The sequence below is a fragment of the Bacteroides sp. 1_1_14 genome (assembly GCF_000162515.1).
Classification (GTDB): domain Bacteria; phylum Bacteroidota; class Bacteroidia; order Bacteroidales; family Bacteroidaceae; genus Bacteroides; species Bacteroides thetaiotaomicron.
This window is the reverse complement of record NZ_GG774707.1, coordinates 184,871-201,598: the sequence shown is the minus strand read 5'-3', so window position 1 is coordinate 201,598 and position 16,728 is coordinate 184,871. Positions and strand designations below refer to the sequence as shown.

Sequence of the window (16,728 nt, the reverse complement as noted above, 5' to 3'; positions counted from 1 at the left end):
GTCCGATATCGGACACCTTGTACGAATTTACCGTTTAAAAAACATGGTGTCACTATACTGTTGTTATAGTGTCACTATCTCCTTGTAATAGTGTCACTATACCGACCGGATAGTGACACCATCGCAAAACGGTGCTATACTATTTCTTTTGAGTTTGGTTGCGGTTCTTGTTTGGCCGGTTGCGGCTCCTGCATGAGGTCTTTCCCCCAATGGGTAGTTGCCTCAATTGCTTCCCGGTCACGGATCTCTTTCGCCTTGCGGGCATAGACAATCATTCTCATGGACTGATCATAGGTGAAGTAATTCCATACCCAGTTCAACAACACCACTACTTTATTGCGTACTCCCAGAATAGAGCGCAGATGTACTACCAGCCACATTACCCAGGCAAACCATCCCTGCATCTTCACCTTGCTGAATTCCGCCACGGCACGATTACGCCCGACAGTCGCCATCGACCCCAAGTTACGATAATGAAAAGGCTTCATCTCTTTTCCTTTTTCCAGGCGGATCAGATTCTTTGCCAGCAATTCCCCTTGCTGGATGGCAACTTGTGCCAGTTGAGGATGTCCGTTCGGATAATCTTCGTCACCGGAAAGAATACATAAGTCACCAATGGCAAACACATTATTCGTTCCTTCTACCCGATTGAAGGCATCTACTTTGATACGGCCTCCACGACCGATTACGGACGTATTCATATTCCCAAAAGAAACTCCGGTCACTCCACTTACCCAAATAAAAGTACGGGTAGCAATCTCACTGCCGTCTTCAAGTGTCACCTTATGGTCACGGTAATCCGTGACACGCTTATTTAAAAGAATGTTGACTCCCATTTCACGGAGGAACTGTTCTGCATGGCTCGATGAGTCTTCGGACATTCCGGCAAGTAGCCGCGGACCCGCTTCTATCAGATAAATATGCATCAGACTGCTGGGCATATCGGGATAATCATTCGGCAATACAAATTTCTTCATTTCCGAAAGTACTCCCGCCACTTCCACTCCCGTGGCACCACCACCTACGACAACGATATTCAGCAACTCCTGCTGTTCCTGTTTGTTGGAGCAGGTCACAGCACGCTCCAAGTTGGCGAGAAGCGCATTTCTGAGCCCCATAGCTTCGGACACGTTTTTCATTGGCATGGCCTCCTCTTCGATATGTTTATTACCGAAGAAATTGGTCGTCGTACCCGCAGCAAGAACCAGATAGTCGTATTCCGCCTTCCCTATGGAAGTCTGTATCATGTTCTTTTCGGGGAAAACAGCACGTACTTCCGCCATACGGAAATAAAAATCTTTCCGATGCTGGAATATCTTGCGGAAAGGGAAGGAAATGGAAGTCGGTTCCATACCTGCCGAGGCCACCTGATAAATTAACGGAGGGAACTGATGATAGTTGTTCTTATCTATCAACACAACTTGAAAGCCTGATTTTTTCAGCTTATTAGCCAACTTCAAGCCACCGAAACCACCGCCTACAATGACGACCCGTTTCTTACTGTCCTTTGCAATATTTAGACTCATATATTAATCATGTTTTATCATACATAATAACACATGAGTATGGCATAAAGTTTTCTAACGCAGACGCAAACGATCTCCTACCTCCGGAATATATTCTCCGTCCTTACGATTCATCTTGTACAGATTCTTGAGACGGATACCATATTTCTGCGAGATGGCATGCATAGAATCACCATCTTTCACAATATATACAGTATGAGGCTTGGATGCTTTCTTCTTTTTGCTCTTCAGATAGATGATATCTCCGGCTACTAAAGTATAATCACGCTGCAAGTCGTTATACTTCACCAACTTCTTCCAGCTGATATCAAATTCCTTACCCAAATCCTTGAAAGTATCCCCGCTGCGGGCCACGATATAAGCGATATCATTGGCGATATACACCGGATGCGGACTCAGCAGCCACGGGTTCTTTCGCAACTTGCGTTCCGAGTAGACACCTTTGCTGTCATATTTATACAGGTCGTAATCTTCGATAATCGTAATCAGTCGATTGGCATAGGAAGGGTCTGTGGCGTATCCTGCCTTTTTCAATCCACGTGCCCATCCTTTGTAATCGGTGATATCGAGTTTGAAAAGGAAGGCATAGCGGGCACCTCTTTTCAGAAAGTCGGAATGGTCTTCGTACGACTCGCGGGGATGCTTGTAGGCACGGAAACATTCATTGCGGGCATCGTCATCATGACGTACCGAACGTCCGCGCCAACTGCCGCCACACTTAATACCGAAATGATTATTACTCTTGCGTGCCAACTGGCTGTTTCCGGCTCCGCTTTCAAGCAATCCCTGTGCCAGAGTGATGCTTGCGGGAATTTTGTGAAGCTTCATCTGCTCCACAGCCAAGTCACTATACTTATTTATATATTCTACATAACGTGCATTCCGTCTTTGTGCCTGTACTCCTACGGCAAAGAAGATAATGGCAGTTAGAAAGACTAGTCTATACAATTTGTTCTCCATTTTAACTTATATGTGGATTATCGGACACAAAAATCTGAAAAATAATTGGGATTATCAATCTCTTTTCTAACTTTGTAACATTAATAATGTAGAACTAACCTATTTACCGATATGAAGGACCTCACAATTACCGCTATAATCAAAGTATATCAATACGATGAACTGAACGAAGCTGACCGGTCATTAATGAAAACAGCCATGGAAGCAACCGCCCGCAGCTACGCTCCTTATTCGCATTTCTCAGTAGGCGCCGCCGCACTGCTGAACAACGGAACCATTGTGACGGGAACCAATCAGGAGAACGCAGCTTACCCGTCGGGACTTTGTGCGGAACGTACTACCCTGTTCTATGCCAACTCGCAGTATCCCGACCAACCGGTAAATACCCTCGCTATCGCAGCAAGAACCGAAAAGGACTTTATAGAAACTCCTATTCCTCCTTGTGGCGCCTGCCGCCAAGTGATTCTGGAAACGGAAAAACGTTACGGCCAGCCTATCCGTATTCTGCTATACGGCAGGGAATGTATCTACGAAGTAAAAAGTATCGGCGATTTACTACCGCTGTCATTTGACGCATCAGCCATGGAGGAATAAATTATGTTACAACAGTATCACACCAAACTAAAAGGAACACTCGCTCTCACAGATTCTTATCTGACAGAGAAAGCTTTGCAAAAAGAAAAAGGACTCTATAAGTTTATATGGGTCCGCCAAGGAAGCATTACAGTAGAAATCGACCATCAAGAGATGGTACTTTCAAAAGACGACGTTATCTCACTGACTCATCTGCAGCATCTTGAATTTAAGTCCATAGATGGTGAATATATGACTTTGCTGTTCAACAGCAACTTCTATTGTATCTATGGAAACGACCACGAAGTGTCGTGCAGCGGCTTCCTTTTCAACGGTTCGTCCCACCTTGTCCGCTTCACACTAAACGAAGCAGAGCGCCGGCAACTGGACCAGATTACCGAAGCCATGGAAAACGAGTTCACCGTTTCCGACAGCCTGCAGGAAGAAATGCTACGTATCCTGCTGAAGCGTTTCATCATCCAATGCACCCGAATCGCCCGTCAGCGACTGGATATCACGCGCGAAAAGGAATCCGGCTTCGAGATTGTCCGCCAGTATTACAATCTGGTAGACGAGCATTACCGGACCAAAAAGCAGGTACAGGACTATGCCGATATGCTTCACAAGTCACCGAAGACACTTTCGAACATTTTCTCAACATGTAAGTTGCCTTCTCCGCTAAGGGTCATCCACGAACGGGTGGAAGCGGAAGCCAAACGCCTCCTGCTCTACAGCAATAAGAGCGCGAAAGAAATTGCCGATATTCTGGGATTTGAAGACCAGGCTTCTTTCAGCCGTTTTTTCAAAAACATGACAGGACAGAGTGCCGTACAGTTCAGAAATACGGAAGTTGGGAAGAATTGATAAGTGAAGCGGAAGTATTGCCATTTCGGAGGTATGCAGAAAGCACGACCTTTGCGGTATAAAGTTAAACCCATAAAAAGACCGCAAAATGAAAGAGAAATTTATTGCTTTGCTTACCTTCACTTCCAGCTTGAAGAATTTCGGAATTAAGTTTATCCGTGTAGCTATCTTAGTCGTATTCGTATGGATCGGTGGACTGAAATATTTCCACTACGAAGCCGACGGAATTGTTCCTTTCGTAGCCAACAGTCCCTTCATGAGCTTCTTCTATGCGAAAGATGCTCCTGAATACAAAGACCACAAAAATCCGGAAGGAGCCTTCGTTCCGGAAAACCGCGCCTGGCACGAAGCCAATCGCACTTATACTTTCTCCTATGGATTAGGAGCGCTCATCATGAGTATCGGTATTCTGGTATTCCTGGGCATTTTCTTCCCGAAAGTAGCGCTGATAGGTGACACGCTCGCCATCATTATGACGTTAGGCACACTATCCTTTCTTGTCACCACGCCCGAAGTCTGGGTTCCGAATCTGGGTGGAGATGAATTTGGCTTCCCGCTATTGTCCGGTGCCGGAAGACTGGTTATCAAAGATATCGTTATTCTCGCAGGAGCCGTAGTGCTTCTTTCAGACTCGTCACAACGCGTACTCAAAACACTGAAAAAAAGCTGATTCTGTCCGCTACGGACACCTTTGCTTCCCGGATATGACGCAAAACAAATATACTCTTCATGTGTTATAATAGCTGAGTATAAATCGTTAATGAAAGGAAGTTATGAAACAATATGATGCAATTATTATAGGGTTCGGCAAGGCAGGAAAAACACTGGCTGCCGAACTTTCCAACAGAGGATGGCAGGTCGCTGTCGTCGAACAGTCCGATGAAATGTACGGAGGAGCTTGCCCTAACGTAGCCTGTATACCAACCAAAACTTTGATTCACGAATCAGAGATTTCCACCCTGCTTTATCACAATGATTTTGATAAGCAGAGTAACATGTATAGGCAGGCGATTGCCAGAAAAAACAAACTTACCTCTTTTTTAAGAGAAAATAACTACGAGAAATTAAGCAAACGCCCTAATGTGACTATTTACACAGGTAAAGGGTCTCTCGTTTCAGCCAATACGGTGAAAGTTGCTCTTCCCGAAGAAGAAATCGAACTGCAGGGAAAAGAGATTTTTATCAATACCGGCTCTACACCTATTATTCCCAATATAGAGGGTATTCAGCAAAGTCGAAATGTGTACACCAGTACCACTCTTCTGGAGTTGGATATTCTGCCAAAACACCTGATTATTGTAGGCGGAGGCTATATCGGACTGGAGTTTGCTTCGATGTACGCTGGCTTCGGAAGTAAAGTGACTCTTCTCGAAGCAGGAAACAGATTCATGCCCCGCAATGATTCGGATATTGCAAAAAGCGTTCGGGAAGTGATGGAGAAGAAAGGAGTCGAGATTCGTCTGAATGTCCGTACTCAATCGATCCATGATACACACGACGGGGTAACTCTGACTTATTCGGATACTTCGGACGGCACTCCTTACTTTGTAGACGGTGATGCGATCCTTATTGCCACAGGCCGCAAACCAATGATTGAAGGACTGAACCTGCAAGCAGCTGGTGTAGAAGTCGATGCGCACGGGGCAATTGTAGTCAATGACCAATTACATACCAATGCCCCTCATATATGGGCAATGGGAGATGTAAAAGGAGGAGCGCAATTTACCTATGTCTCACTGGATGATTTTCGTATTATCCGGGATCAGCTTTTCGGGGACAAGAAACGTGACATCAACGACAGAGATCCTCTGCCTTATGCTGTATTTATCGATCCGCCATTGGCACATATCGGAATTACGGAAGAGGAGGCACTGAGAAAGGGGTATTCTTTCAAAGTCTCCCGACTGCCGGCAACCTCCATTGTCCGTTCGCGTACCTTGCAACAGACTGATGGGATGCTGAAAGCTATTATCAATAGCCATAGCGGTAAGATTATGGGATGTACCCTATTCTGTACCGATGCTCCGGAACTGATCAATATGGTTGCAATGGCTATGAAGACAGGACAGACTTCTACGTTCCTGCGTGACTTCATCTTCACACATCCGAGTATGAGCGAGGGGTTGAATCAATTATTCGACGTATAAAATTAATAATAAACAGAGCCTGCAAATCTAGTAAACAGAGGCTCTATTAGTACTAAACAGAGCCTCTAAACTAAGAGAATAGAGGCTCTAAAATCATAGACTGTAATTCCCGGATTCCATATTTTTATTTATTTACGCAAGAATCTAAAGATAATCTTGTATATTTGTTAAATGGAATCTAATAGAATGCAGTATAATGGTATATAGAATATTCTGGCTACTTCTTATTACAACAACTTTATTAATGTTTCCCGTCCATGCACAGGATCGTCTGAAGAATTTAGAATTCAAACAATTCTCAACTCCGGACGGATTACCCAACAGTATGGTTCATCAGGTCTATCAAGATCGGGACGGTTACATCTGGATTCCCACCTTCTATGGATTATTCCGGTATGATGGTTATGAAGTCAGAACATATAAATCAAATCTTTACACTCCGGGACTACTGACCAATAATAATGTACTTTGCGTAGAAGAAGACTATTCCCACAGACTATGGATAGGAACTCATGAAGGTCTCTGTGTACTCGATAAGCAAACGGGACAAATGAGAAAAATGCAACTGGAAGGAATCAACAAACATCGTTTGAACGAAATCCACGTAACCAAAGAGAACAAAGTCTATCTGGGATATATCCGTGGAATGGCATATTATGATGCAGGACAGGATACATTGGTCCTGATGACACACAAGAATTGTAAAGGCGAAGTACCCGAACAAAAGAATGTTCAAACCATACTTGAAGATGAAAATGGTGATTTACTGATTGGTACCTGGCAAGACGGGCTCTACCGTTATCACATAAAAGAGAATAAGTTCACCCATTACCCTCCATTGAGCGAAAACAATTCCGTTTTGTCATTATTTCAGGATTCCAGAGGAGTTCTATGGGTGGGAACAAGCGGGTATGGTCTTTATAAGGTTAATTTCTCTTCGGACAAGCAGACATTGTCTATTGAAAAAAATTACAGATACGATCCTCTGAATATTTCCTCTATCCCTTCTGATTATATTTATTCTATCCATGAAGACTTGCAGACACATTCGTTATGGCTGGGAAGCCGGGATGGAATTGGCATTATGAATATGGCTAACGAAGGGACGTTCATCAATTACAAAGAATCGAACCCAGAACATTATTTGCCCGTACGCGAAGTGAACACCGTTTTTCGAGATAAAAACGGCTTGATGTGGATTGGAACAAAAGGAACAGGAGTTTTTCATACAGATACACACGCACGTTCTTTTGATGTCCTCTACCCACGTGGTAACGGGAAGTTCTTTACTGATTTGATCTCTACCTTATATATAGAAGAGAATGGAGCTTCCTGGATTGGTTTCGGATATGGAGTGGATTACCAGTCGAGAGACAAGAAGATATCTTTAATACCCTCCAAACGTCCCTATCACATTTCCTACAGCCCTACTTCCCAAGAAGTGCTGCTCGCCATTCATGATGGCGGAGTGATGGCTTGTCAGAATGGAAAGATTATCCACCAATATAAGACTTCAAATTGTGATTTCATTCCTCATGATCTGGTATATTGGATACATGAAGACCATAAGGGGAATTGGTGGCTAGGCACCTATAAGGGAGTTGGAGTCCGATATAAGGATGGTCGTGAATATTGTTTCAGCCGTATGCCTGGCATTGATGCCTTACTCTCTAAAGAAATTACCTGCATAATGGAAGATAATGACGGCTCCTTGTGGCTGGCAACCAACAATAATGGTATAGTTCATGTAACTGGAAATATGGAGCAACCGGAAACATTACATTGCCAAAACTACTGTATGGAGAACAAACTGTTACCGGTCAATACTCCCCTTTGTTTTCTATTGGATAAAAGCGGCAGAATATGGGTAGGCACAGAAGGAAGCGGACTTTGTCTGTATAATGTACAAGATGATTGTTTTGAATCCGTCCATCAAGCATACAATTTACCGGGAGATATGGTAGGCAGTATGGAAGAAGATAATCATGGAAACCTTTGGTTAGGCACTAATCAAGGATTGGCAAGATTGACTATCACCGGGGAGGAAAAAGGAAGAGTACGGACTTTTACTGTTGCAGATGGATTAGCAGATAACTTCTTTAATCAAAACGCATCTTTTTATCGCAATGGAACTTTCTATTTCGGATGTAGCCGCGGAATAGTTACTTTTGACTCCGAAATGATGAAGGAGAAACACTCTGATATTTCTTTGCGCATAACGGATATATTAATAGACGGCAAATCATTGGAACAAATACCGGAACAGCAAAAAAGCAAGATATCCTCTTTTACTGCCGATTATACAAAGACTCTCATCATCCCGTCAGCATATACCAATTTTACTATCCGCTTTGCATCGCTCACTTACAACCAGCCCCAACTGAACAAGTACGCATACAGGCTGCAAGGTTTTGACACAGACTGGCACTATGTGAATGCCGCCAACCGTAATGCATATTATTCTCAATTACCTGCGGGAGAGTATGTATTTGAATTACGAGCCACCAATGAGAATGGAGACTGGGGAGAAATGCGGACAATGGAAATCCTTATCGAACCTCCTTTCTGGGCTACCTGGTGGGCATATCTTATTTACGCTTTACTAACTGCATCTTTTTTAGGATTGATATGGTGGGAAATACGCCGAAGACTTATGTTGCGTAATCGGAAGTATCTGCAAAAAGGAGAAACAGACAAAGTACACCATATCAAACTACAATTCTTTTCGAATATTACTTCAGATGATGAGAAATTCCTCCAGGATGCCATTGACTGTGTAAACCGACATCTGGATGATCCTGAGTTTGACGTAACTCAATTTGTCAATGAGATGGCAACAAGTCGTACCACACTTCACAAAAAGATGAAATCACTCACAGGACTCAATACAACCAGTTTTGTACGGAGCATTCGTTTGAAAGCAGCCTGCAAAATCATGGATGAGAATAAGAATATCCGCATCTCTGATCTGGCATACAAAGTGGGGTTCAACGACCCTAAATATTTTTCGATCTGTTTCAAGAAAGAATTCGGTATGCAACCTACAGAATACTCGATGAAATCGGCAAAAAACACTTAATTGAATTCTAAAGAAAGAGAGTTGAAAGATGTTCCGAAAAGGTAGAAGGAACATCTTTCAACCTTATCGGGCAATGCCTCCCCCCTTTAATACTGACAGCCGGTTACCTTTGTGACATTAAAACTCTAATGTCTAATTTAAAAAGGTTGGCTTATGAAATCTAATTTTTATGGAAACAGAAAGTCGTTTATAGCGATATGCTTCTGTTCAATTTTTCTTTTCGGAAATCGGATTGTTTGCACCGCGGCAAATCACAACGAGGGTGAGTTTGTCTGGTACAATGGAAAACAAGCGATCACCTATTCCGTATCAAAATCCGTATCACCTGTGGTGACAGTTGCACTGGATATGTTTACCGGTGACATGAAACAAGTGACAGGAGTATTACCTCAAAAAAACTCATACAGGAAATACAGCTATTAAAATTGTACAATTGGACAAGAATAGATCTGCACTGAAAGAACTTCTTAAACAGGATGTTCCTGTAGATAGCCTTATGAGTAAAAAGGATGCTTTTTTTATCAAAGTTACCGAAAGCTCCAATAAGAAACAATTGCTGGTGGTAGGCAGTGATGGCAGAGGGACTGCCTACGGAATACTCGAATTGTCACGTTTAGCCGGTGTGTCTCCATGGGTATGGTGGGGAGACGTCACACCCATAAAGAAAAATCAATTAACATTGCCTGCCGATTATACAACCTTTCAAAGCCCCTCAGTAGAGTATCGTGGAATCTTTTTGAATGACGAAGACTGGAGTTTACAACCTTGGAGTTGGAAAAACTTCGAACCGTCTGACACAAAAGGACGAATCGGTGCCCGTACTTATAAGGAGATTTTCAAGCTGCTGATGCGTCTTCGTGCCAACGCCATCTGGCCGGGTATGCACGGAATTACGACTCCTTTCTACTTTGTACCAGGAGCCAAAGAGGCTGCCGATAGCTGCGGTATCGTTATCGGCACTTCTCATTGTGAACCTTTGATGCGTAATAATGTAGGTGAATGGAAAGTCAGCGAACGAGGCGAGTATAATTATATTACGAATCGTGAAAGTGTACAGTCCTATTGGACAGAACGCTTGAAAGAAGCCGGACGCTATGAAAACTTCTATACGATAGGCATGAGAGGTATTCACGACAGCGGTATGGAAGGAGTAAAAACTCTTCAGGAAAAAACCGATGCTTTGCAGCAAGTTATAAATGACCAACGCACCTTATTATCTAAATATGTAAAAAAAGGATGTAGCGAAAATCCCACAGGCTTTTGTTCCCTATAAAGAAGTACTTCAGATTATGGAGAACGGTTTACAGGTACCCGATGATATTACACTCATATGGTGTGACGACAATTATGGCTACATGACTCGTCTGAGTGACCAGGAACAGCAAAAACGCAGCGGAGGTGCCGGTGTATATTATCATCTCAGCTATTGGGGACGTCCGCATGACTATATGTGGCTATGCACTACCCAACCGGGGTTGGTCTATAGTGAAATGAAACAAGCCTATGATTGCAATGCCCGTCGTCTGTGGATTGTCAATGTGCATGATTTAAAACCTGCAGCCTATGACCTGGAGCTTTTTCTGGATATGGCATGGGACATCAACTCTGTATCTCCCTCTACCCTCGTACAGCATCAGAAAAATTGGCTTTGCCGCGAATTCGGTACAGAAGCGGGAGAAAAGTTATTGCCGGCCATGCTGGAATTTTATCGTCTGTGCGGTATCCGCAAGCCAGAGTTTATGGGCTGGAACCAAGTAGAACTGGATAAAAAGAAATATATAAAAGGATGGTCTCCAATCAAAAATACAGATTTCAGTCTCACTGAATTCGGTGGAGAACTAGACCGTTATCTGGAATCTTATGAGTCAATAAAAAGAATCCTGTCCGAAGTAGAACCGATCATTCCTCAAGAGAGAAAAGACGCTTTCTTTGCACAAATTAAATATCCTGTATTCGGTGCAGCAGCTATGAGTACTAAAATGCTGGAAGCACAAAGGGCGCGCTGCATTTTTCCGGGAAGTTGTGATACTAACTTGTGGACTCGTGAAAGCCAATTGATGAATGCTTGTGCAAAAAGTATCAAAGCCTATCAGGAAATTCGTGACTTGACAGATTATTATAATCATAAATTAGCCGGTGGTAAATGGAAATATTCCATGTGTTACAATCCACGTGATTTATACGTATTTTATCCGCCTACCCTCCCTATATGGTTAACTGATCAGGAAATTGAGCAATATACTTTTCCTGAAAGTACCAAGTCGCTCCCCCTGAAAGAGGTATCAAAAGACAAATGTATTGTTGCCAATGCTTGCAACTATACCAAAGCAACAGACGGGGTGATCGTCATTCAGTCATTGGGACACAGCATGAACGCTGTATCCCTACCAAAAGGAAAGACAATCACCTTTGATTTTGAAAGTGCATGGGAAGGAGAGGCTATTCTGCGTACAGCCGTCATCCCGACACAGCCGAACGATAAAGGAGATATTCGCTTTAGTGTCAGCATAGATGGTGAAACGCCTCAGATATGTTCCTTTAAAGAAGGTTTTCGTACCGAATCCTGGAAGCAGAATGTTCTTCGCGGACAAGCAGTAAGAAATACCAAGCACAGACTGACAAAAGGAATGCACACTCTATCCATTACTGCTTTAGACAATCATGTATTAATAGACCAATGGATGATTGATTTCAAACCGGAAAGACAGTTTTATGTATTCCCTATAGAACCAACCTATCAATATTAAAGAATGAACCTATATGAAAACATTTATTTTTATAATCTTAAGTTGTTTATTCTCCTTAGCTGTAAATGCACAGACTACGGAAATCCAATATCTGTCGGGAAGCGGATATCAAGACACAAAGACATGGGAGTTTTATTGTTCCGCAGGCATGAACAGTGGCAAATGGAGCAAGATAGAGATCCCTTCGCAATGGGAATTACAAGGGTTTGGCGAATACACTTACGGACGTTTCTATTTGAATAAAGGAGCTAAACCCAGCGATGAAACCGGGCTATACCGATATCAGTTCAAGGTACCCGCTAAATGGAAAGATATGCAAGTCAGTATTGTTTTTGAAGGAGTAATGACAGATACTGAAGTGAAAATAAACGACATACCGGCAGGCGACATTCACCAAGGCGGTTTCTATCGTTTTAGCTATGACATAACAGATAAACTAAATTTTGGAAAAAAGAATAATCTGGAAGTAAAGGTATGGAAAGAATCTGCCAATAAATCAGTGAATGCTGCCGAACGACGTGCAGACTGGTGGCTCTATGGCGGTATTTATCGGCCCGTATACCTCAAAGCCATGCCCCAAACACATATCGAACGTATCGCAGTAAACGCGATGGCAAATGGAAAACTAGCAACAGAGCTACATCTGAGAAATATTTCCCAAGACTATTCAGTAGCGGCAACAATTACTCCTGTAGACAGTAAGACAAGTATTGGCAGGCAAATCATTTCACTGAACAGTGATGAAATACAAACTATAACTACAGAATGGAAAGGCATTCAGACATGGGACTGTGAAAACCCCAATCTTTACACTTTAAAGCTGGAACTTATCAATCCTCAGAAGCAAATTGTCCACATCCATGAAGAGCGTATCGGATTCCGTACCATTGAGTTCCGCCCCAAGGACGGCATTTATGTCAATGGAACCAAAATTATAGTAAAGGGAACCAACCGTCATAGTTTTCATCCTGATGGCGGACGTACAACAAACCGTGAACTCAGCCTGCAAGATGCCTTATTAATTAAAGAAATGAATATGAATGCCGTACGTTCTCATTATCCTCCCGACAAACATTTCCTGGAAATATGTGACTCGCTTGGCATATTCTATCTGAACGAACTTGCCGGCTGGCAGAATAGCTATGACACGGAAACAGGATTAAAATTACTGTCTGAGATGATAAACCGTGATGTAAACCATCCCTGTATCTTTATGTGGAGTAATGGAAACGAAGGAGGATGGAATAAAAATATAGATGCCCACTTTGCAGATTATGATCCGCAGAAACGTCATGTCATCCATCCGTGGGCTGATTTCAACGGGCTTGATACTCATCACTATCCAGCTTATCAAACAGGTCCTTACCGCTTGGCAAACGGATATAATGTATTTATGCCTACCGAATTTCTACATGGACTTTATGATCGCGGACAAGGAGCCGGCCTGGATGATTTTTGGGATAGCTATAAGTCTAATCCCTTATTTGCAGGAGGATTTTTATGGACATACGTTGATGAAGCCGTTAAAAGGACCGACCAAGGAGGGCGTCTGGACTCGGATGGTCCTAACGGTCCGGATGGCATTGTAGGCCCCAGACGGGAAAAAGAAGGAAGTTTTTATACCGTCCGTGAAGTCTGGGCACCTATACAATTCCAGAACCTCTTTATCACCCCATCTTTTAAAGGAGATTTCATGATAAGCAACAACTATCTTTTTACGAATCTGAAAGAGTGCAGTATGAAATATCGAGTCTATTCCATTTCATCACCTTTAAAGAAGGGGACACAAACGCTGCTTTCCGAAGGTGCAGTGCCCCTTCCGGATATTGCTCCGGGTGAAACCGGCAAGGTACATATGAAATTACCTGCTGTTTTTTTCCAAGGGGATGTGCTGGAACTGGAAGCTTATGATAAACAGGGACATTCTATCTGCAATTGGACTTGGCCAATCAAATATGCCAATGAATATTTTGCAATGCAATATAATAAACATATTAGTACTTCATCCGCAAGTATTAAAAAGCAGAATGGAGAGGTCACTTTGTTTGCTAATGGTATCTCTGCCACCTTTAGAAATGGGATACTTATCGAAATAAAACAGAAGGATGAAATCATCCCGTTAAATAACGGTCCATTACCTGTCGGTATGAAAGCTAATTTTAAAGAAGGCTATGAGTACATGCAAGGTAATGACGCCTGTTACATTGCCAAATATGAAGGAGGAATAGATTCAATTGTCTGGCGTATGTCCGGAGACGGATTATTAGGTATGGAAGCTGTACTGCTGAATGATCCTAAAGGTCATGGTTTTGAGGGAGCCTTCTTTGATAAGAAAATATATAATCTCGGGCTCACTTTCTCTTTTCCGGAAAAAGAAGTGAAAGGCATGAAATGGATGGGACGTGGCCCTTACCGTGTATGGAAGAATCGTATAAAAGGTACCAATTATGGCATTTGGGAGAAAGAATACAATAATACCATAACCGGTGAAAGTTTTGATCATTTAATCTATCCGGAATTCAAAGGTTATCATGCCAATGTTTATTGGGCAACATTAGAATCAGATCGCGTACCTTTCACTGTTTACTCTGAAAGTGATGGCTTGTTCTTCCGTGTATTTACTCCGCTGGAACCTGTCCATCGACGTAATGGTGAAAACACAATGTGGGAATTCCCGGAAGGTGACATCTCTTTTCTTTATGATATTCCCGCCATGCGTTCCGGAAAATCCATTCCTGAACTTGGTCCCCACAGTCAGCCAAGCAGTATTCGCATTAAAAAAGGGGATGACGGTTTTAAAATGAAATTATGGTTTGATTTTCGAGTGGAAAAGATGTAATAAGTTAATAAAGTAGGTAGTGAAAATGAAGAGCGGGACATTTTTTAATTGTAGTCTCTGCTCTTCATTTTTTTATTCCATATTCTGAATTAGTTCAAAGAATCCATTTTTCCAGCCAAAACCCAACAATATTATAAAAGAAAGTACTATCTTTGCGCCCAAATTAAACTATATACTTACCACAATGAGAATTTCTAAGTAAGACAACACTCTAGTAAACATCACTTTTCATCTATGCTTTTTCTTTATCGTTAAGCATCACGAAATTCGTGTTGTTTAGCCAGTATTGTGTTTGTCGTTCCCCTGCCCCGTGATTATCCTCACCCAGTTTTCAACCTCAAACCCAATAGACCATCATGCCTATTAGTATTCAACAAATCAGCTATATCCATCCGGATAAAGAAGTATTATTCAGTGACCTTAACTTTGCCATCAGTAAAGGGCAGAAGTTAGGATTAGTCGGCAATAACGGCTGTGGCAAATCTACCCTGCTGCAAATTATTGCCGGACAATTAACACCCTCTTCCGGCGTCATCGTCCGACCGGACGACCTCTATTATATTCCCCAACATTTCGGGCAATATGATTCGTTGACCATCGCGTAAGCCTTACAGATAGACCATAAGCAGAAAGCACTACATGCTATCCTTGCGGGAGATGCCTCAATAGAAAATTTCAGCATATTGAACGACGACTGGAATATAGAAGAACGTTCCGTCGCCGCCCTCGATTCGTGGGGATTGGGCCAATTCCCACTATCCTACCCGATAAATCTGCTCAGCGGAGGAGAAAAGACACGTGTATTCCTCGCAGGTATGGACATTCATAATCCGTCCGTCATACTGATGGATGAACCGACCAATCATCTCGATTCGTCAGGCAGACAACGTCTGTATGACTGGGTGGAAAAATGGCGTTCCACGCTGTTGGTAGTAAGCCATGACCGTACACTGCTGAATCTTCTTCCCGAAATATGTGAACTGGAAAAGCATCAGATCAGCTATTACGGTGGAAACTATGAATTTTATAAAGAACAAAAAACACTGATGCAAGAAGCCTTGCAACAACGCATCGAAGAAAAAGAGAAAGCACTCCGCACTGCCCGCAAGGTAGCCCGCGAAACAGCTGAACGGAGGGATAAACAGAATGTACGTGGTGAAAAAAGAAACCTGAAAAAAGGTGTTCCGCGTATTGTACTGAACAGTTTACAAAGCAAATCGGAAAAGAGCACTGCCAAACTAAGCGGTGCACATCAGGAAAAAGCCGAAAAGTTAACTGACGAGCGTAACCAACTCCGAAGCTCACTCTCGCCGACAGCTGCACTAAAGACTGACTTTAACAGTTCCGGACTTCATACCGGTAAAATACTGGTTACGGCAAAGGAGATTAACTTCGGTTATCATCCCGATCAGCCACAACTTTGGCAAGTTCCTCTCAGTTTTCAGCTGAAAAGCGGAGACCGCCTTCGTATAGAAGGAGGCAATGGCAGCGGAAAAACAACTCTGCTGAAAATCATAACCGGACAACTCCAACCACTGAAAGGCACGCTCATACAGGCAAATTTCACCTATGTATATCTGAATCAGGAATATTCGATCATCAATGATCGAAACAGTATTTTGGAACAAGCCTATGCCTTCAATGGCCGCAACCTGCCGGAGCACGAAATAAAGATTATTCTGAACCGATATTTATTTCCGGCTTCCGAATGGGATAAATCTTGCCGGAAGCTAAGCGGCGGAGAGAAAATGAGACTTGCCTTTTGTTGCCTGATGATCAGTAATAATATGCCCGATATGTTTATACTGGACGAACCGACCAATAACCTGGATATACAAAGCATCGAAATTATTACTGCTACCATCAAAAACTATGCAGGTACTGTGATAGCCATCTCACACGATAATTATTTCATTCAAGAGATTGGAGTGGAACAAAGTATATTTTTAAGTTAATCTATTCATATTTTATCCGGTAAACCCTACATATATCG

At 42.6% G+C, this 16,728-nt stretch carries 8 protein-coding genes and 2 pseudogenes; 8 read left to right on the top strand and 2 right to left on the bottom strand.

The features are described 5' to 3' along the window. Positions 1 to 134: 134 nt before the first annotated feature. Positions 135 to 1,526, bottom strand: coding sequence for an NAD(P)/FAD-dependent oxidoreductase (locus HMPREF9007_RS09345; RefSeq protein ID WP_008762230.1), 1,392 nt, complete (start codon positions 1,524 to 1,526; stop codon positions 135 to 137). 54 nt (positions 1,527 to 1,580) lie between these two features. Next, positions 1,581 to 2,486: a glucosaminidase domain-containing protein gene (locus HMPREF9007_RS09350; protein WP_008762229.1), complete on the bottom strand. Its 906-nt coding sequence runs from the start codon at positions 2,484 to 2,486 to the stop codon at positions 1,581 to 1,583. Positions 2,487 to 2,597: 111 nt separating this feature from the next. On the opposite strand from HMPREF9007_RS09350, the gene cdd reads away from it, so the two are divergent. The 8 genes and pseudogenes from cdd to abc-f all read left to right on the top strand — a co-directional run bounded on the left by cdd (position 2,598) and on the right by abc-f (position 16,690). Beyond that, positions 2,598 to 3,080 (top strand): cytidine deaminase, encoded by a 483-nt coding sequence (cdd, locus tag HMPREF9007_RS09355; protein WP_008762228.1) that lies wholly within the window; start codon positions 2,598 to 2,600, stop codon positions 3,078 to 3,080. 3 nt (positions 3,081 to 3,083) lie between these two features. Next, a complete protein-coding gene (locus HMPREF9007_RS09360) occupies positions 3,084 to 3,923 on the top strand; it encodes a helix-turn-helix domain-containing protein (protein WP_008762227.1) in 840 nt (279 codons plus the stop codon). A gap of 88 nt (positions 3,924 to 4,011) precedes the next feature. After that, positions 4,012 to 4,593 (top strand): DUF417 family protein, encoded by a 582-nt coding sequence (locus HMPREF9007_RS09365; RefSeq protein ID WP_008762226.1) that lies wholly within the window; start codon positions 4,012 to 4,014, stop codon positions 4,591 to 4,593. A 103-nt stretch (positions 4,594 to 4,696) separates the two neighbouring features. Continuing rightward, positions 4,697 to 6,070 carry an FAD-dependent oxidoreductase gene (locus HMPREF9007_RS09370; protein WP_008762225.1) on the top strand — a complete coding sequence of 458 codons (1,374 nt, stop codon included), beginning with the start codon at positions 4,697 to 4,699 and terminating at the stop codon, positions 6,068 to 6,070. 193 nt (positions 6,071 to 6,263) lie between these two features. Continuing rightward, positions 6,264 to 9,149 (top strand): two-component regulator propeller domain-containing protein, encoded by a 2,886-nt coding sequence (locus HMPREF9007_RS09375; RefSeq protein WP_128567863.1) that lies wholly within the window; start codon positions 6,264 to 6,266, stop codon positions 9,147 to 9,149. A 153-nt stretch (positions 9,150 to 9,302) separates the two neighbouring features. Beyond that, positions 9,303 to 11,896, top strand: a pseudogene (locus tag HMPREF9007_RS09380) (glycosyl hydrolase 115 family protein). A gap of 13 nt (positions 11,897 to 11,909) precedes the next feature. Next, positions 11,910 to 14,735 (top strand): glycoside hydrolase family 2 TIM barrel-domain containing protein, encoded by a 2,826-nt coding sequence (locus tag HMPREF9007_RS09385; RefSeq protein ID WP_008762223.1) that lies wholly within the window; start codon positions 11,910 to 11,912, stop codon positions 14,733 to 14,735. A 356-nt stretch (positions 14,736 to 15,091) separates the two neighbouring features. Then, positions 15,092 to 16,690, top strand: a pseudogene (gene abc-f / locus HMPREF9007_RS09390) (ribosomal protection-like ABC-F family protein). Positions 16,691 to 16,728 lie beyond the last annotated feature (38 nt).